General features: G+C 71.8%; 21 protein-coding genes and 1 tRNA gene. 9 read left to right on the top strand and 13 right to left on the bottom strand.

Annotated features, from left to right (window positions below; translation table 11 throughout):
* Positions 1-13 precede the first annotated feature (13 nt).
* Both Q9S71_RS03535 and Q9S71_RS03530 read left to right on the top strand, forming a co-directional pair.
* Positions 14-787, top strand: a complete 774-nt coding sequence (locus Q9S71_RS03535; RefSeq protein ID WP_311860533.1) for a 3-oxoacyl-ACP reductase — start codon at positions 14-16, stop codon at positions 785-787.
* Positions 784-1,497: a FadR/GntR family transcriptional regulator gene (locus tag Q9S71_RS03530; RefSeq protein ID WP_311860532.1), complete on the top strand. Its 714-nt coding sequence runs from the start codon at positions 784-786 to the stop codon at positions 1,495-1,497. Before Q9S71_RS03535 ends, Q9S71_RS03530 begins: the two co-directional genes overlap by 4 nt.
* Before the next feature lie 96 nt (positions 1,498-1,593).
* Here the strand turns inward: Q9S71_RS03530 and Q9S71_RS03525 are convergent, their stop codons facing one another.
* Genes Q9S71_RS03525 through Q9S71_RS03515 form a run of 3 tightly spaced genes read right to left on the bottom strand, consistent with a single transcriptional unit; the run spans position 1,594 to position 5,284 of the window.
* Positions 1,594-1,845 (bottom strand): hypothetical protein, encoded by a 252-nt coding sequence (locus Q9S71_RS03525; RefSeq protein WP_311860531.1) that lies wholly within the window; start codon positions 1,843-1,845, stop codon positions 1,594-1,596.
* A gap of 50 nt (positions 1,846-1,895) precedes the next feature.
* Positions 1,896-2,777: a transglutaminase family protein gene (locus Q9S71_RS03520; RefSeq protein WP_311860530.1), complete on the bottom strand. Its 882-nt coding sequence runs from the start codon at positions 2,775-2,777 to the stop codon at positions 1,896-1,898.
* Positions 2,774-5,284 carry a circularly permuted type 2 ATP-grasp protein gene (locus Q9S71_RS03515; RefSeq protein ID WP_311860529.1) on the bottom strand — a complete coding sequence of 837 codons (2,511 nt, stop codon included), beginning with the start codon at positions 5,282-5,284 and terminating at the stop codon, positions 2,774-2,776. Before Q9S71_RS03515 ends, Q9S71_RS03520 begins: the two co-directional genes overlap by 4 nt.
* 88 nt (positions 5,285-5,372) lie before the next feature.
* On the opposite strand from Q9S71_RS03515, the gene Q9S71_RS03510 reads away from it, so the two are divergent.
* The 3 genes from Q9S71_RS03510 (at position 5,373) to Q9S71_RS03500 (ending at position 7,345) form a co-directional block, all read left to right on the top strand.
* A complete protein-coding gene (locus tag Q9S71_RS03510) occupies positions 5,373-5,885 on the top strand; it encodes an amino-acid N-acetyltransferase (RefSeq protein ID WP_253034521.1) in 513 nt (170 codons plus the stop codon).
* 45 nt (positions 5,886-5,930) lie between these two features.
* Positions 5,931-6,650 carry a hypothetical protein gene (locus Q9S71_RS03505; protein WP_311860528.1) on the top strand — a complete coding sequence of 240 codons (720 nt, stop codon included), beginning with the start codon at positions 5,931-5,933 and terminating at the stop codon, positions 6,648-6,650.
* 293 nt (positions 6,651-6,943) lie between these two features.
* Positions 6,944-7,345 carry a dehydrogenase gene (locus tag Q9S71_RS03500; RefSeq protein WP_217529765.1) on the top strand — a complete coding sequence of 134 codons (402 nt, stop codon included), beginning with the start codon at positions 6,944-6,946 and terminating at the stop codon, positions 7,343-7,345.
* A 26-nt stretch (positions 7,346-7,371) separates the two neighbouring features.
* Here the strand turns inward: Q9S71_RS03500 and radA are convergent, their stop codons facing one another.
* On the bottom strand, positions 7,372-8,730 hold the full coding sequence (radA, locus tag Q9S71_RS03495; RefSeq protein WP_311860526.1) for a DNA repair protein RadA: 1,359 nt from the start codon (positions 8,728-8,730) through the stop codon (positions 7,372-7,374).
* Positions 8,731-8,876: 146 nt separating this feature from the next.
* Here radA and Q9S71_RS03490 point away from each other — a divergent pair, with 146 nt between their 5' ends.
* Positions 8,877-9,572 (top strand): alpha/beta fold hydrolase, encoded by a 696-nt coding sequence (locus tag Q9S71_RS03490; RefSeq protein WP_311860524.1) that lies wholly within the window; start codon positions 8,877-8,879, stop codon positions 9,570-9,572.
* A gap of 31 nt (positions 9,573-9,603) precedes the next feature.
* Entirely contained in the window at positions 9,604-10,254 is a 651-nt protein-coding gene (locus Q9S71_RS03485; protein WP_311860523.1) for a trimeric intracellular cation channel family protein, read from the top strand.
* A 6-nt stretch (positions 10,255-10,260) separates the two neighbouring features.
* Here Q9S71_RS03485 and Q9S71_RS03480 read toward each other — a convergent pair whose 3' ends face one another.
* Positions 10,261-11,214: an L-lactate dehydrogenase gene (locus Q9S71_RS03480; RefSeq protein WP_311860522.1), complete on the bottom strand. Its 954-nt coding sequence runs from the start codon at positions 11,212-11,214 to the stop codon at positions 10,261-10,263.
* A gap of 53 nt (positions 11,215-11,267) precedes the next feature.
* Positions 11,268-12,644 carry an MFS transporter gene (locus tag Q9S71_RS03475; RefSeq protein WP_311860521.1) on the bottom strand — a complete coding sequence of 459 codons (1,377 nt, stop codon included), beginning with the start codon at positions 12,642-12,644 and terminating at the stop codon, positions 11,268-11,270.
* A gap of 104 nt (positions 12,645-12,748) precedes the next feature.
* Here Q9S71_RS03475 and Q9S71_RS03470 point away from each other — a divergent pair, with 104 nt between their 5' ends.
* Positions 12,749-13,426, top strand: a complete 678-nt coding sequence (locus Q9S71_RS03470; protein WP_311860520.1) for a DUF899 family protein — start codon at positions 12,749-12,751, stop codon at positions 13,424-13,426.
* A 36-nt stretch (positions 13,427-13,462) separates the two neighbouring features.
* Here the strand turns inward: Q9S71_RS03470 and Q9S71_RS03465 are convergent, their stop codons facing one another.
* The gene (locus Q9S71_RS03465; RefSeq protein ID WP_311860518.1) at positions 13,463-14,233 is read right to left on the bottom strand and encodes a DUF429 domain-containing protein; all 771 of its coding nucleotides are present in this window, start codon (positions 14,231-14,233) and stop codon (positions 13,463-13,465) included.
* A gap of 145 nt (positions 14,234-14,378) precedes the next feature.
* Here Q9S71_RS03465 and Q9S71_RS03460 point away from each other — a divergent pair.
* Positions 14,379-14,469 (top strand) — tRNA-Ser (locus Q9S71_RS03460).
* A gap of 46 nt (positions 14,470-14,515) precedes the next feature.
* On the opposite strand, the gene Q9S71_RS03455 is transcribed toward Q9S71_RS03460, so the two are convergent.
* The 6 genes from Q9S71_RS03455 to Q9S71_RS03430 are packed head-to-tail and all read right to left on the bottom strand — an operon-like array spanning position 14,516 to position 20,985.
* Positions 14,516-15,316: an HpcH/HpaI aldolase family protein gene (locus tag Q9S71_RS03455; RefSeq protein ID WP_311860517.1), complete on the bottom strand. Its 801-nt coding sequence runs from the start codon at positions 15,314-15,316 to the stop codon at positions 14,516-14,518.
* A complete protein-coding gene (locus Q9S71_RS03450; RefSeq protein ID WP_311860516.1) occupies positions 15,301-16,086 on the bottom strand; it encodes a 2-keto-4-pentenoate hydratase in 786 nt (261 codons plus the stop codon). Before Q9S71_RS03450 ends, Q9S71_RS03455 begins: the two co-directional genes overlap by 16 nt.
* Before the next feature lie 17 nt (positions 16,087-16,103).
* On the bottom strand, positions 16,104-17,252 hold the full coding sequence (gene hpaD / locus Q9S71_RS03445) for a 3,4-dihydroxyphenylacetate 2,3-dioxygenase (protein WP_311860515.1): 1,149 nt from the start codon (positions 17,250-17,252) through the stop codon (positions 16,104-16,106).
* Positions 17,253-17,280: 28 nt separating this feature from the next.
* Positions 17,281-18,792 (bottom strand): 5-carboxymethyl-2-hydroxymuconate semialdehyde dehydrogenase, encoded by a 1,512-nt coding sequence (hpaE, locus tag Q9S71_RS03440; protein ID WP_311860513.1) that lies wholly within the window; start codon positions 18,790-18,792, stop codon positions 17,281-17,283.
* A gap of 22 nt (positions 18,793-18,814) precedes the next feature.
* Complete coding sequence (locus Q9S71_RS03435; protein ID WP_311860512.1) at positions 18,815-19,513, bottom strand: GntR family transcriptional regulator; 699 nt, start codon at positions 19,511-19,513, stop codon at positions 18,815-18,817.
* Positions 19,495-20,985 (bottom strand): fumarylacetoacetate hydrolase family protein, encoded by a 1,491-nt coding sequence (locus tag Q9S71_RS03430; protein WP_311860511.1) that lies wholly within the window; start codon positions 20,983-20,985, stop codon positions 19,495-19,497. Before Q9S71_RS03430 ends, Q9S71_RS03435 begins: the two co-directional genes overlap by 19 nt.
* Positions 20,986-21,076 lie beyond the last annotated feature (91 nt).

Genomic DNA, 21,076 nt, shown 5'->3' with positions numbered 1-21,076 from the left:
AGGACCTCCCCGAATGGACCTCACCCAGCGCCTGCGCGACCGCGTCGCCATCATCACCGGCGGTGCCAGCGGCATCGGCCTCGCGACCGCTCGCCGGTTCGCCGCCGAGGGCGCCCGCGTCGTCATCGCCGACCTCGACCCCGAGACCGGGCAGAAGGCCGCCGACGAGGTGGGCGGCGTCTTCCGCCGGGTCAACGTCGCCGACCAGGCCTCCGTCGACGCGCTCTTCGACGGGGTCGCCGCCGACCTCGGCTCGGTCGACATCGCCTTCAACAACGCCGGCATCTCGCCCGCCGACGACGACTCGATCGAGACGACCGAACTGCCCGCGTGGGACAAGGTGCAGGACGTCAACCTCAAGAGCGTCTACCTCTGCTCGCGCGCGGCGCTGAAGCACATGGTGCCGGCCGGCAAAGGCTCGATCATCAACACGGCGTCGTTCGTCGCGCTGCTCGGCTCGGCCACGTCGCAGATCTCGTACACCGCCTCGAAGGGCGGCGTGCTCGCGATGACTCGCGAGCTCGGGGTGCAGTTCGCGCGGCAGGGCATCCGCGTGAACGCGCTCTGCCCGGGGCCGGTGAACACGCCGCTGCTGCGAGAACTGTTCGCGAAGGACCCCGAGCGCGCGCAGCGCCGCCTCGTGCATGTGCCGATGGGCCGCTTCGCCGAGCCCGAGGAGATGGCGGCCGCCGTCGCGTTCCTCGCCTCGGACGACGCCTCGTTCATCACCGCCAACGCCTTCGTCGTCGACGGCGGCATCACCAACGCCTACGTGACGCCGCTGTGACCCGCGCCGCGTCGTCGCCGGATCTCGGCCGCACCGTCTACCGACCGGTGCGCGGCGGCAACGCGCTCGAAGACACCGTCGCCCGCCTCGTGCAGACCGTGCGGCTCGGCGTGGTCGCGCCGGGGGAGTCGCTGCCCTCCGAACGCGACCTCGCCGACCGGTACGGCGTCAGCCGCGACACCGTGCGTCAGGCGATCGGCGAGCTCGCCGACGCCGGGTACGTCGTGCGCCGGCGCGGCCGGTACGGCGGCACGTTCGTCGCCGACCCGCTCCCCGTGCCGACCGGGCCCGTCGACACCGGCGAGCTCGACGACGTCCTGGGGCTCCGGCGTGTGCTCGAAGCGGGGGCCGCGCGGGCAGCGGCCTCGCGGGAGCTGACGGATGCCGCGCGCACCGCGCTCGAGCAGCGGCATCACGCGACCGTGGGAGCCGACGAGGGGGAGTACCGCCGGCTCGACTCGCTGCTGCACCTCGCGATCGCGGAGGCCAGCGGCATCCCGTCACTGCTCCCTCTGATCGTCGAGAACCGGGCGCGCGTGAACGCCTGGCTCGACACGTTCCCCCTGCTGCCGCGCAACATCGAGCACTCCGACGCGCAGCACGAGAGGATCGTGGCCTCGATCCTCGCAGGCAAGCCCGACGCCGCCGAGGCGGCCGTGCTCGATCACCTCGCCGGATCCGAGGCGCTGCTGCGGGGGTTCTTGGGCTGAGGCGCGAGACCGGGGCTCGGTTAGCGTTCACGGATGCAATGGATGCCGGCCGACACGTGGCATCCCCCGGTCCCGCGACGGCGTGTCGCGTCGGATCTATTGCATCCGTGAACGGCGGCGGTGCGCGATCAGGGGGACCATGACGCCGATGAGCACGACAGCGACGAACGCCGGGAGCGTCCACGCCATGGTGGCGTAGGCGGAGTCCAGCGCGGGCGACGATGCGATCCCCGCGTCCGCTCCCGGAACCTGATCGACCAGGATCGTCGCGGTCACGGTCGCGCCGACGAGTGCCACGAACAGAGCGAGCGCCACCACCCCGGGCGACACCCCGCATCCGTGGGTCACGCGACGGCGTGTCGGGTCGGATCTGTCGCATCCGTGAACGGCAACGACCCTCAGTCGAGCGGGGCGACGTCGACCTGCACGCGCAGGGTCGAGGTCTTGGCCTCGGTGAAGATGATGCCGGTCACGGGCGAGACGTCGCCGTAGTCCCGTCCCCAGGCGACGGTGACGTAGCGGTCGTTCGCCCACTGGTTGTTCGTCGGGTCGATCGCGAGCCACTGGTCGGTGCCGGGCAGCCAGACGGCGAGCCAGGCGTGCGAGGCGTCCGCGCCGAACACGCGCTCCTTGCCGGGCGGAGGCTGCGTCGCGAGGTATCCCGACACGTACCGTGCGGCCACGCCGTGACTGCGCAGGCACGCGAGCGCGACGTGCGCGAAGTCCTGGCAGACGCCCGCCCGCTTCGTCATCGCGTCGGCGACCGTGCTCGTCACGGTGGTGGCGGTCTTGTCGTAGTCGAAGTCGCGGAAGATCCGCTGCATCAGGTCTGTCGCCGCCTCGCCGATCGGACGTCCCGGCGTCAGCGACTCCGCTCCGTACGCGTGCGCGGTGGAATCGTGCGCGACCCGCGCCGACTCGAGCGCGTACTCGGTGGCCTCGACGGCCCCCGGCAGGTCGGGATGCCGCAGCGGCCGCGCGAGCTCCCACGGCTGCGCGAGCGCCTCGGCGTCGTACTCGGGCACTGCGACCGTCACCTCGCTCGCCGCCTCGATCGTCAGAGCCTCGTGCGGGTCGGTCACGTGGAAGTAGGTCGACGAGTTCCCGAACCAGTCCGTGCGCGGCGAGACGTCGCCGGGCACGGGGTCGACAGTGACCTCGGCCTGCGCCACGGTCTGCCAGGGCAGGTCGCGCGGACGCAGGTGGAACTGGCCGATGCTGTCCTGCACGGCGTCGCTGTAGGTGTACGCCGTGCGGTGCCACACGCGGTAGCGGGTCATGCGCGCGCGCCCATCAGCTCGACGAGCGACAGCTCCGTCATCGACACCGGCGGGGGCCCCGCCTCGAAGTGCAGGTCGGCGATCGCGTCCGACAGCTGCTCGAGCTGCGCGCGAATGCTCTCGAGCCCCTCGACGAGGCGCTCGCGGCGCCCTCCGACGACGGCGGTCATCTCGAGCACCTCCACCTCGGCGAGACCCGTCTCGAGCTGATCGAGCAGGCGCTCGGCCCGCGACGACCCCGTCGACGCCGGCAGCGCGGCGAGGTGCTCGCGCAGGGTCTGCAGCGAGAACGCGAGCGAGCGCGGATTACCGCGGTCGAGCAGCAGCAGCTCGGCGACGTCGGCCGCCCGCATCGCCCCGCGGTAGCGGCGACGGTGCGTCACGACGCTCTCGGCCGACAGCAGCAGCGACTCGAGCACCTCGCGGTCGGTGCGGGGACCGCGGCTGGCCGACAGCGCCGACGACAGCAGGGTCGTCAGCTGCAGGCCGCGCTCGAGGTAGCGACCGGCCTCCATCATGTGCCAGCCGGGGTCGCGGATCATGTTCGCCGTCACGCCGTACAGCGACAGCATCGACGCGAGCATGCGTCCGGCGGACTCCGCGGTGCGGTGCGGATGCGGGGCACTCCGCAGTGCCCGCACGGCGCGGTCGATGTTCGAGAAGACCCGCCACGTGTCGCCCGAGAGCTGGTCCCGCACCCCCTCCATCGCATCGCGCAGTCGCGCGATCGAGTGCGCTGCCGAGCCGGGGCGGGAGGCGTCGAGCAGCAGCGACCGGAACTCCGCCTCGGGGTCGGTCCAGCGCGTCCCGGCGAGGCGGTCGAGCGCGGCGAGCAGCACGCGGACGCTCTCGGCCGCCCGCGCGGCCGTGTGGGCGCCGGGCTGGTCGAGCGCCGCCTGCGTCGCGATGATGAGGCGCAGCAGATCCTCGGCGCGCTCGGCGTACCGCCCGGTCCAGAACAGATCCGACAGTGCGCGCGGCGCGAGGGTCGGGTCGCTGCGCGTCGTCGGGAGGGACGCCACCTCCGCGATCCCCTGGTCGGGATCGGCCTCGTCCGACTTCAGGACCCACACGTCCTTCGTGCGCGGCGCCGCCTCGGGTGCGGTGCGCACCGTCGCCAGCCCGCCGACGAGCGGCCGGTAGGTCGAGCCGAAGCGGATCGCGAAACCCCGCAGGGTGACGGGTCGAGCGGATGCCGCGCCCCCGGCATCCCACACCGGAACCTGCGACAGGTGCAGCCGCTCGACGGCCGCGAAGCGGTGCGGCTCGCGGTCGATCCGGCCGCGGACGGCGGGGTCGGTCGCGGCGAGGGGCCGGCGGGGATCGTCGATGTCGAACACCTCGATCGCCGGGTCGGCGGCATCCAGCCGGGGCAGCGCCTCGGCGCGCGCGTCGTCGTCGCCGAGCCACCACGCCGGCACCGACGGGAGCCGCAGCTGCTCGCCGAGCAGCCGCTCGCACGCTGCCGGCAGATAGGGGAGGAGTGCCGGGTTCTCGAGCACGCCGGCGCCCAGCCCGTTGACGACGCGCACCCGTCCGCGGCGCACCGCCTCGGCGAGGCCCGCGACACCGAGCCGCGACCCGGCGCGGAGTTCGAGCGGATCGCACCACTCCGCATCGACGCGTCGCAGGATGACGTCGACGCGTTCGCGCGGCGTCCGCGACGGCCACTGGGCGGGCTTCATCCAGACGGCGCCGTCCCGCACGACGAGGTCGCTGCCCTGCACGAGCGGGAAGCCGAGTGCGTTCGCGAGGAACGCCTGGTCGAACGCCGTCTCCGACAGCGGGCCGGGGGAGAGGACGACGATCCGCGGCGTGCTGACGCCCTCGGGGGCGGCGGCGATGAGCGCCGCGCGGAGGGCCGCGAAGTACGGGTCCATCCGGTGCAGCGCGCCCTCGTCGAGCAGGTCGGGCAGCACCTGGGAGATCACGCGACGGTTCTCGGCCGCGTAGCCGAGCCCCGACGGAGCCTGCACGCGGTCGGCGAGCACATGCCAGTCGCCCGCCGCATCCCGCCCGAGGTCGGTCGCCGACAGCAGCAGATCCGGCGGCGGGGCGTCGTCGCCGGCGCGGGCCATGGCCCGTACGAAACCGGCGTGGCCGAGGACGACCGCGGCCGGCACGATCCGCTCGCGCAGCACGACCTGCGGCCCGTACAGGTCCGCGAGCAGCGCGTTCAACAGCTCGGCCCGCTGCGCGAGTCCGACGTCCAGGCGCGCCCAGCCGGCGGCATCCATCACGAACGGCATCGGGTCGAGCTGCCACGGCTGCAGCTCGGCGCCGGCACGCGCGTACGAGACGCCGTCGTCGGCGAGGAAGCGGGCGATCTCGCCGTCGACGCGGTCGAGCTCTTCGCGGGTCAGACCGAGGGCGAGGGTGGCGAGACCCTGCCAGGCGGGGCGCAGCGTGCCGTCGGCGTCGACGACCTCGTCGAACCGCGGCGCTGCCGAGGCGAACGGCAGCGTCGGCTGCGACACGGCCGCGGCGTAATCACGGAGCACACTCACGCAGGTCCCCTTCCGGGTCCAGCGTAGGGGCACGCGACGCGGTCGATCCGCGCATTCCCGCCGGTGCCGGGCGAATACAGTGGAAGGCATGACGGGATCGGACGCCACCTTCACCGTGCGACCCGCGCGCACGTCGGACGTCCCCCGCATCCAGGAACTGCTCGAGCCGTGGGTGCAGCGCCGGATCCTGCTGGGCAAAGAGCGGGTCACGCTGTACGAGACCGTGCAGGAGTTCGTCGTCGCCGAGGCCGGCGACCGGCTCGTCGGATGCGGCGCCCTGCACGTCATGTGGGAGGACCTCGGCGAGATCCGCACGCTGATCGTCGCCGACGACTGGCTGCATCGGGGCGTCGGCGGTGCGGTCGTCGACCTGCTCGAAGACAACGCCCGTGCGCTGGGACTCAGCCGGCTGTTCTGCCTCACCTTCGAGGTGCCGTTCTTCTCGCGGCGCGGCTTCGCCGAGATCGGTGAGCAGGTGGTCGCCCCCGACGTCTACTCGCAGCTGCTGCGGAGCCCGGACGAGGGTGTCGCGGAGTTCCTCGACCTCGCGCACGTCAAGCCCAACACCCTGGGCAACACCCGCATGCTCAAGCAGTTGTAGGCGCGCCGGGCGGGCGGGCCGGGGACCCGTGCGTACCCTGGATCCGTGACCAGCCCGACCCGCCGCCGCAAGCCGACACCCGCCGTGTACCGGCGTCGTCGGCTCGCCGTCGTGCTGCTGGCCCTTCTGATCGTGGGCGGCATCGTCGCGGTGGTCGCGTGGCAGCCCTGGCGGGCGTGGGCGGATGCCGCGCCGCAGCCGACGGTCGGGGCCCCGGCATCCGCTTCCCCGGCCTCCACTTCTCCGGTCGCCGGCCCCTCGCCGACGCCGAGCGGTTCCGCCGCCGCCTCGGGGACGCCGACGCCGCGCGTCACCTCGTCGGCGGACGGTGACACCGGGGCGAAGCCCGACGGCGAACCCGCGGCCGCCCCGTGCACGACCGGCGACGTGACGGTCAGCGCCGTCGTCGACAAGAGCTCCTACGGGACGGGGGAGCTGCCGCAGCTGTCGATCCGGCTCGTCAACGACACCGACCTGCCGTGCCTCATCAACGTGGGGACCGCGGCGCAGACGTTCGAGATCACGAGCGGCAGCGACACCTGGTGGCGGTCGACGGACTGCCAGACCGAGCCGAGCGACCAGGTCGTCACCTTGGATGCCGGGCAGACCGTCACGAGCGCGGCGCCGATCGTCTGGGACCGCACCCGTTCGTCGGTCGACACGTGCGGCGGCGACCGGCAGAAGGCGCTGCCCGGGTGGTACAACCTCGCGGTCTCGATCGGCGGCATCGGCTCGGTCGAACCCGCCTCGTTCACGATCCGCTGACCCGCTCCGGCCCCGCGCGCGGAGGAGATTCTGAGAGGATTCTCATGATCTCGCGGGGTGGGGACCTGTCGCCGCCTCGCGCTCGCCGCGTACCCTGGGGGCAGCTCCCGGCGGCTTTCCCCGTTGTCCCCAGCAACGGAGCCACACCGACCCCCCCAGAGGTGTGGCGATCGGATCCCCCCCCGCCGCCGGTGAGTGATGGGCCCTCTCGACTTCTCCAGTCCCCAATGGGGAGTTCGAGGGGGCCCTTTGACGTCTCGCCGGGCCGGCCCGCGCCGCCGTAGGCTGGGGGGATGGCCGGGAAGAAGCGCGAGAAGAAGCCGCTCGAGTTCCGCAACACGCAGCTCGCCGATGCGCTCCAGACGCAGGACATGGCGGCGCTCGCGTTCGCACTGCGGCACGGACCGACGGTCGTGCCGCTCCTGCGCCCCGGTGCGCGCGACGATCCCCGCGACGCGGGGGAGGTATGGACCTACCGCGACCCCGCCACGGGCGACGTCGCGCTGCTGCTGTTCAGCGACGCGGCGAACAAGCCGGCATCCCTGCCGCCGGGGGTCGGACTGCAGTCCCCGGCGTGGCTGCGCGCGTTCCTCGGCACCCACGGCGAGCAGATCACGACGGTGTTCTTCGACATCGCCGGGCCGCACCCCATGCAGGCCGCTCCCGCGGACGTGATCGCCGCGCTCGAGGCCTGATCGACGCGCTCGAGGCATGACCGCCGTCAGAAGTCGGGGCGGTCGTCCGATCGTGGGCGGTGGTGGCGCGCCCGCTGGGCCAGGGCGTCGCGCAGGGTGCCCGCGCCGGCGTCGATGACCGCCCGGTACCCGAGACGGGCGGCCTCGGACCGGCGCTGGTCGTGCTGCGTGACGCGGCGGATCTCGCCCGACAGGCTGAGCTCGCCGATCGCCGCGAACTTCTCGGGGTTCGGGCGCTCGGTGGCGGCGCTCGCGATCGCGAGCGCGATGGCGAGATCGGCGGCGGGCTCGGTCAACCGCACCCCGCCCACGGTCGAGACGTAGACGTCCTGGTCCGACAGCTTGATGCCGGCCCGCTTCTCGAGGACGGCGAGCACCATCGCGACCCGCGCGCCGTCGACGCCGCTCACGATGCGGCGCGGGTTGGGTGCCGACGTGTGGAGCGTGAGCGCCTGCACCTCGACCGGCAGCGCGCGGCGCCCCTCGAGGGCGACGGTCACGCATGTGCCGGGTTCGCTGGGGCGGTTGCTGAGGAAGAGTGCGCTGGGATCGGGCACCTCGGCGATGCCGTCGCCCGCCATGTCGAAACAGCCCACCTCGTCGGTGGCGCCGAAGCGGTTCTTGAGCGCCCGCACGAACCGCAGCGACGTCTGCCGGTCACCCTCGAAGTGGCAGACGACGTCGACGAGGTGCTCGAGGATGCGGGGTCCCGCGACCTGACCGTCCTTGGTCACGTGGCCGACCAGCACGACGGGCAGGTCGCGCTCCTTCGCGACGCGGATGAGGGTGGATGCCACTTCGCGCACCTGGCTCGGCTGCCCGGCGGCGCCGTCGATGAGGCCCGACGACACCGTCTGCACCGAGTCCACGATGAGCAGGTCGGGACGCACGTCGTCGACATGCCCGAGCGTCGTGGCGAGGTCGGTTTCGCTCGCGAGGTACAGCTCGTCGTGCAGCGCCCCGGTGCGCTCGGCGCGCAGGCGCACCTGGCTGAGCGACTCCTCGGCGCTGACGTAGAGGACGCGACGGTCGGCGCGGGCGCTCTGCGCGGCGACCTCGAGCAGCAGGGTCGACTTGCCGACACCCGGCTCGCCCGAGAGCAGGATCGCCGCGCCGGGGACGATGCCGCCGCCGAGCACCCTGTCGAACTCCCCGACGCCGCTGGTGCGGCGGGGGGCCTCCCGCGTGTCGATCTGCGTGATCGGCCGCGCGCTGCGCGTGGGCGTCACGGGGGTGACGGATGCCGTGATCCCGGTCTGCGTGGCGGCCTCGACGACCGTGCCCCACTGCTGGCACTCGCCGCACCGGCCGACCCACTTCGCGGTGGTCCATCCGCACTCCGTGCACCGGAAGGCGGCGGTCGGGGCGGGACGTCGTGGAGCCATGACGACAGGCTAGCTGCGGCATCCGACATCACCGCTGGCGGCATCCGCTCTGAACTTCTTCAATGAATATGCAATATATTGCGTATCACTGCGTTACACCCCTCATCATCCTGGCTCCCCGGGGCCCGTCAGAGAGAAGAAGAGCCATGACCACTGCACACCGCGTCACCAACGTCGTCCTCGTCCACGGAGCCTTCGCCGACGGATCGGGCTGGCGCCGCGTCCACGACCTGCTGACGGCCCGCGGATTCCGCGTGTCGATCGTGCAGAACCCCCTCACCTCGCTCGAGGCCGATGTGGCGGCGACCACCCGCGTCCTCGACCAGCAGGACGGGCCGGCGATCCTCGTCGGGCACTCCTGGGGAGGCACCGTCATCACGCAGGCCGGTACCCACGAAAAGGTCGCGGGCCTCGTGTACGTGTCGGCGCTCATCCCCGACGTCGGCGAGACCTCGGCGCAGCAGTACGAGGGCTTCGCCGCGACCCCCGAGTTCGTCATCGACGTCCGCGAGGACGGCTACGGCTTCCTCGCCCGCGACCACTTCCGCGCCGGGTTCGCCGCCGACATCGACGAGGCGGATGCCGCCTTCCTCGCCGACAGCCAGGTGCCGGTCAACATGTCGGTGTTCGGCGAGGCCGTCACCGCCGCCGCGTGGCGCGACACGCCCAGCTGGGCCGTCATCGCCACCGAGGACAAGGCGTTCGACCAGGCGATGCTGCAGCACATGGCGTCGCGGATCGGCGCGCAGATCACGAACGTGCCCGGCAGCCACGCACTGTTCATCTCGCAGGCCGACACGGTCGCGCAGGTGATCGCCGACGCCGCGGAGTCAGCGCGCTGACGCGCGGCGGGTGTCGAGGAGGAGGATCGAGATGAGCGTCGTCCCGTTCGTCGTCCCCTTGTGGGCCGAATTGCTGGCCGCGGGGTTGGGCGGCGCGCAGGGCGCGCTCCTCGCCGCCGAGCACCGGCACCAGCGCATCGACCTGCTCGGGGTGCTCGTGATCGGGCTGCTCGTCGCGCTCGGCGGCAGCCTGCTGCGCGACGTAGTGCTCAATCAGCCGCCGGTCGTGATCTGGGCGAACTGGTACCTGCTGGTCGCCGCTTCCGGCGCCCTGGTGGGAATGGTCGTGCAGCCGCTGCTCTCGCGCGTCGGATGGCCCCTCGTCCTTCTCGACGCGATCGTCATGGGGATGTTCGGCGCCATCGGCGCCTCCAAGGCGCTGTCGCTGGGCGTCGGACCGGTCGGCGCGGTGGTGGTGGGGGTCATCGGCGCGATCGGCGGCGGCATCCTCCGCGACGTCGCCCTCAACCTGCCGTTCTCGTTCCTGCAGGTGAGCACGCTCTACGCCGTCGCCGCCGGCGCGGGGGTCACGGTCCTCGTCGTCCTGGACTCCTTCGCGGTGCCCGTCCTCGTCGCGGGGATCGTCTGCATCGTCGTGACCACCGCCGTGCGCGTGGCCGCGGTGGTCTTCGACTGGACCTTCCCCGAGCAGATTCCGTTCCGTCGCCGGCAGCAGGCGTGACCCCGGTCAGCGCAGCGACGTCGCGACGGTCCGCAGCGCCTCCGCCGAGCGGTGGAACAGCGCCAGCTCGTCGGCCGAGAACGAGGTCTCGAGGATGGGTCGGGCGCCCGCGCTGCTGACGACGGACGGCACCGAGAGCGCGACGCCGTCGACGCCCTGGAAATCGCTCAGCACCGTCGAGACCGGCATGACCACGTGCTGGTCGCCGAGGATGGCCTCCACGATCCGCGCGCTCGACAGACCGATCGCGTAGTTGGTCGCTCCCTTGCCCTGGATGACCTTGTAGGCGGCATCGCGCACGTCGACCGCGATGGCGTCCAGCTCCTCGGTCGTGAATGTGGGCTGCCCGTCGGGCGGTTGCCAGTCGAGGATCGGGACGGTGCCGATCGTCGCGCGCGACCAGTGGGGGAACTCGGTGTCGCCGTGCTCGCCGACGATGTAGGCGTGCACGCTGGAGGTCGACACCCCCGCGCGCTGCGCGAGCTTCCACCGCAGGCGCGACGTGTCGAGGACGGTGCCCGAGGCGAAGATCCGCTCGGGCGGAAGGCCCGTGACCTCCTGACCGATGACGGTGAGCACGTCGCACGGGTTGGTGACGATGACGTAGACGGCGTTCGGCGCGACCTCGAGCAGCTGCGGCAGCATCCGTCGCAGGATGCCGGCGTTGACACCGGCGAGCTCGGTGCGGGTCTGGCCCGGGTTCTGCTTGGCGCCGGCGGTGATGACGACGACGTGGGAACCGGCGGCGACCGAGATGTCGGCCCCGCCGGAGATGTCGCTCGAGCCGGTGAACTGCGCGCCGTGGGCGAGGTCGAGCACCTCGGCCTCGACCTTCTCGGCGGCGATGTCGTAAAGGGCGACGTGGCGGGCCGACCCGCGGATGAGGGCCGCGTAGGCGACGCTCGACCCCACGGCCCCCGCGCCGACGACGGTGAGTTTCGAGTTCTCGATGACGCTCATACCGTCAGTGTGGCAGCCGGCGGATGCGGGCGGCTCGGATCGGGCCGGAGAAATCAGGCGGGCTGCGCCTCGGTCGTCGCAGGCCGGCGGATGCCGAGGAACGAAACCGCCGCGCCCGCGGCCATGAGGACCGCGGTGACCCACGCCGCCCGGTGGAACCCGTCGAGGTCGAGCGATCCGCCGATGATCACGGCGAGGATCGCGATGACGACGAGTCCCGCGATGCGGGAGACGGCGTTGTTCGTCGCCGAGGCGATGCCGGAGCGCTCCCCGCCGATCGCGCCGAGGATCGTCGAGGTCAGCGGCGACACCGTGACGCCGAGGCCCAGGCCGAACGCGACGAGCCCGGGGAGTACCTGCGTCCAGTAGTCGAAGTCCTCGCGGACGGCGAGCAGCATCAGCGAGCCGACCGCCATCACGAGCGGGCCGACGGTCATGAACAGGCGTGGCCCGAAACGGTTGGTCCAGCCGCCGACGACCGAGCTCAACGCGATGAGCGCGACGGTCACGGGAAGGCTGGCGAGCCCGGCGAGGGTGGCGCTGAGCCCCGCGCCCTGCTGCAGGTAGACGCCGACGACGAACCCGTTGAGCGTGAGCGCGGCGTAGATGAAGAGGGTGGCCAGGTTGCCGGTCCAGAAGTTCCGCACGCGGAAGATGTCGAGCGGGAGGATCGGCGAGCGCACCGTCCGCTGCCGCAGCAGGAACGCGGCGAACATGACGATGCCGGCGACCAGCGGCATCCAGATCGCCGGATGACCCCACCCCAGGTTCGGCTGTTCGATGAGGGCGAAGACCACCCCGCCGAGTCCCAGGGTGCAGAGGGTCGCGCTCACGAGGTCGAGGTGCGCGTCGTCGCGGCGGTGGTCGATGTGGCCGAGGCGGGCGAGCAGGACGAAGGTGATCGCGATCGGGATGATCTGCACGAGGAACGCGAACCGCCACGACAGCAGGTCGACGAAGAGTCCGCCCAGAAGGGGGCCCGCGAGGTTCGCGGCGGTCGTCCACGCCGTCCACTGACCGATCGCCCGCGCCTGCGCGGGACCGTTCAGGAGGGAGGTGATGAGGGCGAGCGAACTCGGCACGAGGAACGCCCCCGCCGCGCCCTGCAGCGCCCGCGCGATGATCAGGACGATCGGGTCGGGAGCGAGCCCGACGCCGATCGAAGCGATGCCGAAACCGATGAGTCCGATGCGCAGGACGAGCACGCGGCCGAACGCGTCGCTCACCGAACCGGCGAACAGGATGAGCGAGCTCAGGGTGAGGAGGTAGGCATCCACCGTCCACTGCTGCGTCGACAGGCCCCCGCCGAGCTCCTCGCCGATCGCGGGCAGGGCGACGTTCACGATCGTGCCGTCGAGGAAGGCCACCGCCGAGGCGAGGGCGGCGATCGCGACGATGAGTCCGAACCGCGGGGTCGTCGATGCGCTCACAGCCTCACCGTAGACCCGCGGTGGGACATGCGGGGCGGATGCCGGGGGCTGGCCCGCGTCGCCGGTGCGGCGTAGCCTCCTGGCACGGTCACGAAGGAGTCGCCATGTCGCCATCCCTGCCTCCCGTCGTCGACGCCGCCACCTGGCGGCGCGAGCTGGATCGGCTGCGCGAGCGCGAGAAGGCCGCCACCCGCGAGCTCGACGCCGTTGCGGCGGCCCGCCGCCGGCTGCCCATGGTCGAGCTGCCGGACTACGTGCTCGAGGGCGCGGACGGTCCGGTCCGCCTGGTCGACGTGTTCCAGGGACGCTCGCAGCTCATCGTCTACAACCACATGTGGTCGGCGGGGAAGACCTGGCAGTGCCCGGGATGCACCAGCTGGACCTCGCAGTTCACACGGCTCGACTTCCTCGACGACTACGACGCGCGCTTCGTCATCGTCACGCAGGGCGAGATCGGTGAGGCGCTCGCGTACAAGGAGCGCGTCGGCAACCGCATGGAGTGGTACTCCACGGCGCACAGTCCGTTCGGGGCGGACGTCGGTGCACCGCCGGATGCGGGGTTCGCCGTCAACGTCTTCCTGCGCGACGGCGACACCGTCTACCGCACCTGGCACACAGACGGACGCGGCACCGAGCAGCTCGGCCATCTGCACGGTCTGATCGACGTCCTGCCCTGGGGGCGCCAAGAGGGCTGGCAGGACGTGCCTGAGGGCTGGCCGCAGCGCGGCACCTATGAGCATGGCTTCTCGTCGAAGGAGTATGCCCGGCTGTACGGCGTATGAGTCCCCGATTCGCCGCCGAGCCGACGCGAACGGTCGTCACCCGGGGGTCGAAGCGACGGTTCGCGTCGGGTCGAGGTCGGTGAGGGGGGTCGCGGGTAGGGCGATCCAGCCTTCGCGGCGGGCCTGAGCGGTGCGGGCGGGTGGGACGGCATGCGTCGCGCGGAGCGCGTGTGCGCGGGCGATGAGCGCAGCGACCACGGCGTCGAACGCGTCGTCGGAGGCCTCCATCAGCGCGCGCTGCGCGGGGGAGAGGGTGAGCCACGGCGCCGCGTCGAGGAGGTTCGCCGTCGCGGAGACGCGGGCCGCGGCATCCGTCTTGTATCCGGTCACGTCCACGCGCCAGGTGCGCAGCGCGACGGCGGGGTAGACCTCGACGAGGCGCCCGGTCGCGCCGGAGCGGTCGACGTCGTCGCCGGTGTCAGCGAAAGCGGCGAGCAGATCGGCGCAGCGCATCGCCGTGAGTCCGAGGCGATCGGTCGAGACGCTGAGCGGCAGACGTCCGGTGAGCGACTGGATGACGCGGTCGGTCTCGCGGTAGGCGAGGCGCCGGCGCCCGGCGATGCCGCGGAGGTCGGGATGCGGCGGCTCGCCGCGCGCGTGTGCGCTGACGTAGGCGACGAACTCGTCGGGCCAGCCGAACGCGCAATCGATCCCGACCTGGGCGGAGCCCTGCGCGAGCCGCACGACGTCGGCGTCCGTGTTGTCGAGTCGGAGCGTCGTGAGCTCGGCTCCGTCCGCACCCCAGGCGACGACGGCGACGGCGGTGCGCGCGGGCTGCGCCGCGAGGTCGACTCCCGTGGTGATCACACGCCGACGCTACCCGTCCGCCGGTGCGCCGAGACGTCCCAGATGGTCGCCGTCGCGGGCGCGGAGCGACCATCTGCGACGCCTCGGCGAAGCGCGAGGGGGCGCTGGTTCGCGGCATCCGCTCTCGTGTCGTAAACTGGACGACGGTGACGTGTCCGAGCGGCCGAAGGTGCAACTCTCGAAAAGTTGTGTAGGGTAACCCCCTACCGTGGGTTCAAATCCCACCGTCACCGCCAGAAAAACCCCCGCGAGTCGGGGGTTTTTCCCTTTCCCGAGACGGTTTCAGTAGCCCGCGCGCTCCTCGCCGCCGGCCTGCGACCAGCGCGCCGCCAGCGCCTCGGACCCGCGGGCGAGCATGGCGACGTCGGCCCCCACGAGTACGAAGTCGGCGCCGGCGTCGACGTAGGACTGTGCGACCTCGGGGTCGAAGGCGTTGACGCCGACCGGGATGCCGGCATCCGTCACCGCGGCGAAGGCCCGCAGAACGGCGGCGGTGACGTCGGGATGCGTCTGCTGACCGAGCAGACCGAGGGATGCCGCGAGGTCGCTCGGTCCCACGAAGACACCGTCGACGCCGTCCACCGCGGCGATCGCCGCGGCGGCCTCGACGCCCTCGGCCGTCTCGACCTGGACGAACAGCGACACGTGCTCGTCGGCGTCGGCGAGGTACCCCTCGACCCGGTTCCACCGGGCCGACCGCCCGAGCGCCGACCCGACGCCGCGCCGACCGCGCGGGGGATATCGCACCGCCTGGACGACCGCCTCGGCCTGCGGGGCGGACGACACCATCGGCACGAGCAGGTTCTGCGCGCCGAGATCGAGGACCTGCTTGATCACGACCGCATCGTCGGAGGGCACCCGCACGACCGGGGTGACCGGGTGGGCGGCGACGGCCTGCAACTGGGCGAGGACGGATTCGAGCCCGTTCGGGGCGTGCTCCATGTCGATGAGCACCCAGTCGAGGCCGGCGCCCGCGCAGATCTCGGCGACGAGAGGCGAACCCGAGCACACCCACATGCCGGCCAGCGGACGGTCGGCCTGCGCCAGCGCGGCGCGGAAGGTCGGGGTCAGACGAAGCGACATGTGATCTCCCCCATCGGGCCGTACTCGCACCGTACCTCGTCGCCCGCCGACACCCACATCGGCCGGGTGAACGACCCGGCGAGGATGATCTCGCCCGCCTCGAGCCGGGCGCCGTGCTGCGAGAACTTGTTCGCGAGCCAGGCGACGCCGGTGGCGGGGTGGCCGAGGACGCCCGCGGCGACGCCGGTCTCTTCGATCTCGCCGTTGCGCGAGAGCACACCGGGCACCCAGCGCAGGTCGATCTCGTCGGGACGCTTGTGCACGTCGCCCAGCACCATCGCGCCGTACGCCGCGTTGTCGGAGATCGTATCGACGATCGTGCGGCCCTCGAGCTCGATGTGCGAGTTCAGCACCTCGAGCGCCGGGACGGCGTAGTCGATCGCGGCGAGGGCGTCCTCGAGCGTGCAGTCGGGGCCCTCGAGCGGCTCGCGCAGGACGAACGCGAGCTCGACCTCGATCCGCACGTTCGAGAACCGGGCCGCCTCGATCTCGTCGCCCGAGCGGTACACCGTGTCGTCGAACATGACGCCGTAGTCGGGCTCGGTGATGCCGGTCGCCTGCTGCATCGCCTTGCTCGTGAGGCCGATCTTGCGCCCCACGAGCCGGCGCCCGGCGGCGATGTTGCGGTCGCGCCAGACGCCCTGGATCGCGTACGAATCCTCGACGGTGGCGTCGGGGTAGCGCGCCGTGATGCGGGGGATCACCCCGCGCGTGCGGTCGGCCTCGGCGAGCTCGGCGGCGATGGTGGCGATGGTCTCGGGGGGCAGCATCCGATCTTCTCCAGGCCTCAGAGCTGGTTGCCGAGCTTGAACTCGCCGTCGCCGACGGACTCGGGGGCGCGCGTGTACGAGAAGCCGTCGGCGCCGATCGTCACTGCCATCTCGGACGAGTCGGTGCGGGCGACGACCGGCTGCGGGTTGCCGTCGAGGTCGAGCACGAGCGAGGCGTCCGTGTACCAGCTCGGCACGACGGGGTTGCCCCACCAGTCGCGGCGCTGGTTGTCGTGCACGTCCCACGTGACGACGGGGTTGTCGGGGTCGCCGGTGTAGTAGTCCTGCGTGTAGACCTCCACGCGGTGCCCGTCGGGGTCGCGCAGGTACAGGTAGAACGCGTTCGAGACGCCGTGACGGCCGGGGCCGCGCTCGATCGCGTCCGACCGCCGCAGCGCGCCGAGCTTGTCGCAGATCGCGAGGATGTTGTGCTTCTCGTGCGTCGCGAAGCAGACGTGGTGCATGCGGGGACCGTCGCCGCCAGTCATCGCCGTGTCGTGGACGGTGGGCTTGCGCCGCATCCACGCCGCGTACACCGTGCCCTCCTCGTCCTGGATGTCCTCCGTCACGCGGAAGCCCAGGGACTGCATGAAGTTGACGGCACGCGGCACGTCGGGGGTCACCTGGTTGAAGTGGTCCAGCCGGACGAGCTCGCCGGGGCTGTAGAGGTCGTACCGCCACGAGAGGCGCTCGACGTGCTCGGTCGCGAAGAAGAACTCGTACGGGAAGCCGAGCGGGTCTACGACGCGCACCGAGTCGCCGATGCCCTTCGTGAAGCCGTTCGGCTCGCGCCGCACGTCGCACCCCAGCTCGGAGTAGAACGCGACCGCCCTGTCGAGGTCCTCGGCCGAGCGCACCCGGTACGAGAACGCCGCGACGGCCGCGATCGGGCCCTGCCGCAGGACGAGGTTGTGGTGGATGAACTCCTCGGTCGAGCGCAGGTAGATCGCCTCGTCGTCCTCCTCCGTGACGTGGAGCCCCAGGATGTCGACGTAGAAGACGCGGGATGCCGCGAGGTCAGTGACGACCAGTTCCATGTACGCGCAGCGCAGCACGTCGGGGGCGGGCGAGGAGGGAGTCGGGATCGGGTTGTCGGAGCGGATGAGGGACTCCTGGCTCACCCAGAAGCCGGAGGAGGTGAGAGTCATGTCGTCGCGGTGGCTCATGTCAGCGTCCTTGCGTGAGTGAGGGAGGTCAGTTCTTGCCGAAAGTGGGGTTGTGCACCTTGCCGAGGGTGATGTGCACGGCCTGCTGGTCGGTGTAGAAGTCGATCGAGCGGTACCCGCCCTCGTGCCCGAGGCCCGAGGCCTTGACGCCGCCGAACGGGGTGCGGAGGTCGCGCACGTTGTTGGAGTTCAGCCAGACCATCCCGGCCTCGACCGCCTGCGAGAAGTTGTGCGCCCGCTTGAGGTCGTTGGTCCAGATGTAGGCGGCGAGCCCGTACTTCGTGTCGTTCGCGAGCGCGAGGGCCTCGTCGTCGGTGTCGAACGGCGTGATCGCCACGACGGGGCCGAAGATCTCCTCCTGGAAGATCCTTGCCGTCGGCGGCACGTCGGCGAACACGGTCGGCGCGACGAAGTTGCCGTCGTCGAAGCCGTCGGGTCGGCCGCCGCCGGCCACGAGCCGACCCTCGGTCCTGCCGAGCTCGACGTACGACATGACCTTGGCGTAGTGCTCGGGGTGCACGAGCGCGCCGACCTCGGTGGCCGGGTCGTGCGGGAATCCGACCTTCACCCGCGCGGCCTGCGCCGCGTAGCGCTCGACGAACTCGTCGTACACCTCGCGCTGCACGAGGATGCGGCTGCCCGCCGTGCAGCGCTCGCCGTTGAGCGAGAACACCCCGAAGATCGTCGCGTCGATCGCGGCCTCCAGGTCCGCGTCGGCGAAGACGACCGCCGGGCTCTTGCCGCCCAGCTCCATCGACAGGCCCTTCAGCCAGGGCGCCGCGTTCGCGAAGATCAACTGCCCCGTCGAGCTCTCGCCCGTGAACGAGATGAGCGGCACGTCGGGGTGCTTCACGAGAGCGTCGCCCGCCTCTTCGCCGAGACCGTTGACGAGGTTGAAGACGCCCTGCGGCAGTCCCGCCTCTTCGAAGATGCCCGCCCAGAGGGATGCCGAGAGGGGGGTGAACTCCGCGGGCTTCAGCACCACGGTGTTGCCCGTGGCGAGCGCGGGGCCGAGCTTCCACGACTCGAGCATGAACGGCGTGTTCCAGGGGGTGATGAGCCCCGCGACGCCGATCGGCTTGCGGTTGACGTAGTTGATCTGCCGTCCCGGCACCTTGAACGTGTCGTCGGACTGGGCGACGATCAGGTCCGCGAAGAAGCGGAAGTTCTCGGCCGCTCGGCGGGCCTGCCCGAGCGCCTGCGTGATCGGCAGGCCCGAGTCGAAGGACTCCAGCTCCGCGAGGCGCTCGTCGCGCGCCTCGACGAGGTCAGCGATCCGGTGCAGCACGCGCGAGCGCTCGCGCGGCAGCATCCGCGGCCACGGTCCGTCGGTGAACGCACGACGCGCGGCGGCGACGGCGGCATCCACATCGGCCTTCTTGCCCGCGGCGGCCTGCAGGTACACGCGGTTGGTCACCGGGTCGAGCACGTCGAATGTGCCGCCGTCGTGCGAGTCGACGAAGGCACCGTCGATGTAGTGCTGGATGCGGGTGGGGAGGTCTGCGGGCGTGTGGGGCGCCGCCAGGGTGGGGTCCGTCATGTCGTGCGTCCTTGCTCGAGGGTCAGAAGTTCGGGAGGCCGAGGGCCTCGTCCGGGTGTTCGTGGATCATGTAGGCGTCGAGGGTCGCGGACCGATGGCGGCGGGCCGCCTGCTCGATCTCGCCGAGGGGCGCGCCGCGCTCGATCAGCGCGACGATCTGCTCGTGCTCGCGCACCGACTCCTGCGCCCGACCCGGCACGAAGCTGAAGGTCGAATCGCGGAGGTGCCCGAGCCTGGCCCACTCGGATTCGACGAGCTCCAGCATCCGCGGGTTCGCGCACTTGCCGTACAGGGTCGCGTGGAACTCCTGGTTCAGGCGGGTGAACGAGTGCGGATCGAAGTCGCTGAGCGACTGGATCATCCGTTCGTTCGTCTGCCGGGCGTGACGGAGGTCGTCGGCGGTCAGGCGGCGTGCGGCCAGCGCCGTCGCGGTGCCCTCGAGGATCGACAGCGCCTGCATGCTGAAGCGGTACTGCGTGTCGTCGACCATCGAGACGCGCGCGCCCACGTTGCGCTCGAAGGTCACCAGGCCCTCGGCCTCGAGCTGGCGGATCGCCTCGCGGACGGGGACGACGCTCATGTCCAGTTCTCCGGCGATCGCACCGAGCACGAGGCGATACCCGGGGGTGAACTCCTGCGACGCGATGCGCTCCTTCACCCAGTGATACGCGCGCTGCGATTTGCTGAGCCCCGGTGCCGTCGTCAGATCGTCGCTCGCCATGCGCGGTACCGGTCCTTCCACTCGCCCGCGAGCGGGAACAGTCCGTCGACCGCGTGGCCCTCGGCGACGCGGTCGGCGATCCAGCCGTCCTCGATCTCCTGTTCCAGCGCGGCGTCGACGACCTCGGCGGCGAGCGCGGGCGGGATCACAATGACACCGTCCGCGTCGCCGACGAGGATGTCGCCGGGCTGCACCGTCGTGCCGCCGCACGCGATCGTCACGTCGGCATCCCACGGCACGTGACGGCGGCCGAGGACCGCCGGGTGCGCACCGGCCGTGTAGACCGGGATACCGACGGCCGAGACGGCGTCGATGTCGCGGACACCGCCGTCGGTGACGATGCCCGCCGCCCCGCGCGCGTGCGCGCGGATCGCGAGGATGTCGCCGAGCGTGCCCGAGCCGGACTCGCCGCGGGCCTCGATCACGATGACCTCGCCCTCGCGGACGGCGTCGAACGCGCGCTTCTGCGCGTTGTAGCCGCCGCCGTGGGAGTCGAAGAGGTCCTCGCGGTTCGGGACGAAACGCAGGGTGCGGGCGAGCCCGACGAGCTTCGCGCCCGGGCGGAGGGGTCGGACGCCGTCGATCGTGACGTTGTTCAGGCCGCGCTTGCGCAGCTGCTGCGACAGCCCGGCGACGGGTGCCCGCTCGAGCTTCGCGCGGAGCTCCGGGTCGAGCCCCGGCGCGGGCAGGCCCGCGGCCTCGCGCGAGCCCCACGCCTCGGCGCGCTGCAGGTCGTCGGCGGCGGGGAGGGAACCCAGGGCGGGGTCGAACGGGCGCTCACCCTGCACCACCGTCGTGCGCAACCGGCCGGACGAGGGGGCACCGGCGGCATCCGGGGCATCCACCTCCACCTCGACGACGTCGCCGGGGACGACCACCGACGAGCCGGCGGGGGTGCCGGTGAGGATGACGTCGCCGCGCTCGAGGGTCATGTGCTGCGAGAGGTCGGCGACGATCTGAGCGAAGGGGAAGATCAGATCGGCGGTCGTGTCGTCCTGCGCGAGCTCGCCGTTCACCCAGGCGCGCACACGCAGCGCCCCGGGGTCGACCTGGCGGGCGTCGATGAGGTGCGGCCCGATCGGCGTGTACCCGTCGCGGCCCTTGGAGCGGACGTTCGAGCCGCGGTCGTTCGCGCGCAGGTCGTAGAGACCGAAGTCGTCGGATGCCGTGACCCACCCGACGTGCGCCCACGCCTCCGCCGCGCCCACGTGGCGCGCATCGGTGCCGATGATGAGCGCGACCTCGGCCTCGAAGGCGAGCAATTCGGTGCCGGCGGGTCGCTCGATCTCGTCTCTTGACGCGGCGAGCGAGCTCGACGGCTTCAGGAAGTAGGAGGGCGCGGCGGGGCGGCGTCCGCGCTGGTCGGCGCGCGAGGCGTAGCTGAGGTGGACGGCGACGATCTTGCCCGGGCGCTGAGGAAGGGCGGCGAAACGCGGATCGACGGGGGTCGTCGGTTCGATGTCGTGGGTCATGAGCTCCCTCGCTCTTGCGGCATATCCCAAATCGTATATTATCAACGCATTCGCAGCAACGCCCGTCGCGGGCAGCGGATCCGACAGTGTC

It is taken from the genome of Microbacterium gawkjiense (assembly GCF_031932225.1).
GTDB classification, from domain to species: Bacteria; Actinomycetota; Actinomycetes; order Actinomycetales; family Microbacteriaceae; genus Microbacterium; species Microbacterium gawkjiense.
The sequence above is the reverse complement of the archived record's forward strand: the minus strand, read 5'-3'. Positions and strand labels throughout refer to the sequence as shown.

Excerpts from the sequence above, each read along its gene's own strand:
- Q9S71_RS03535 (WP_311860533.1), top strand. The coding sequence starts at position 14 with ATGGACCTCACCCAGCGCCTGCGCGACCGCGTCGCCATCATCACCGGC.
- Q9S71_RS03520 (WP_311860530.1), bottom strand. The coding sequence starts at position 2,777 with ATGACCCGCTACCGCGTGTGGCACCGCACGGCGTACACCTACAGCGAC.
- Q9S71_RS03510 (WP_253034521.1), top strand. The coding sequence starts at position 5,373 with ATGACGGGATCGGACGCCACCTTCACCGTGCGACCCGCGCGCACGTCG.
- Q9S71_RS03500 (WP_217529765.1), top strand. The coding sequence starts at position 6,944 with ATGGCCGGGAAGAAGCGCGAGAAGAAGCCGCTCGAGTTCCGCAACACG.
- radA (WP_311860526.1), bottom strand. The coding sequence starts at position 8,730 with ATGGCTCCACGACGTCCCGCCCCGACCGCCGCCTTCCGGTGCACGGAG.
- Q9S71_RS03490 (WP_311860524.1), top strand. The coding sequence starts at position 8,877 with ATGACCACTGCACACCGCGTCACCAACGTCGTCCTCGTCCACGGAGCC.
- Q9S71_RS03485 (WP_311860523.1), top strand. The coding sequence starts at position 9,604 with ATGAGCGTCGTCCCGTTCGTCGTCCCCTTGTGGGCCGAATTGCTGGCC.
- Q9S71_RS03480 (WP_311860522.1), bottom strand. The coding sequence starts at position 11,214 with ATGAGCGTCATCGAGAACTCGAAACTCACCGTCGTCGGCGCGGGGGCC.
- Q9S71_RS03470 (WP_311860520.1), top strand. The coding sequence starts at position 12,749 with ATGTCGCCATCCCTGCCTCCCGTCGTCGACGCCGCCACCTGGCGGCGC.
- Q9S71_RS03455 (WP_311860517.1), bottom strand. The coding sequence starts at position 15,316 with ATGTCGCTTCGTCTGACCCCGACCTTCCGCGCCGCGCTGGCGCAGGCC.
- Q9S71_RS03450 (WP_311860516.1), bottom strand. The coding sequence starts at position 16,086 with ATGCTGCCCCCCGAGACCATCGCCACCATCGCCGCCGAGCTCGCCGAG.
- hpaD (WP_311860515.1), bottom strand. The coding sequence starts at position 17,252 with ATGAGCCACCGCGACGACATGACTCTCACCTCCTCCGGCTTCTGGGTG.
- hpaE (WP_311860513.1), bottom strand. The coding sequence starts at position 18,792 with ATGACGGACCCCACCCTGGCGGCGCCCCACACGCCCGCAGACCTCCCC.
- Q9S71_RS03435 (WP_311860512.1), bottom strand. The coding sequence starts at position 19,513 with ATGGCGAGCGACGATCTGACGACGGCACCGGGGCTCAGCAAATCGCAG.
- Q9S71_RS03430 (WP_311860511.1), bottom strand. The coding sequence starts at position 20,985 with ATGACCCACGACATCGAACCGACGACCCCCGTCGATCCGCGTTTCGCC.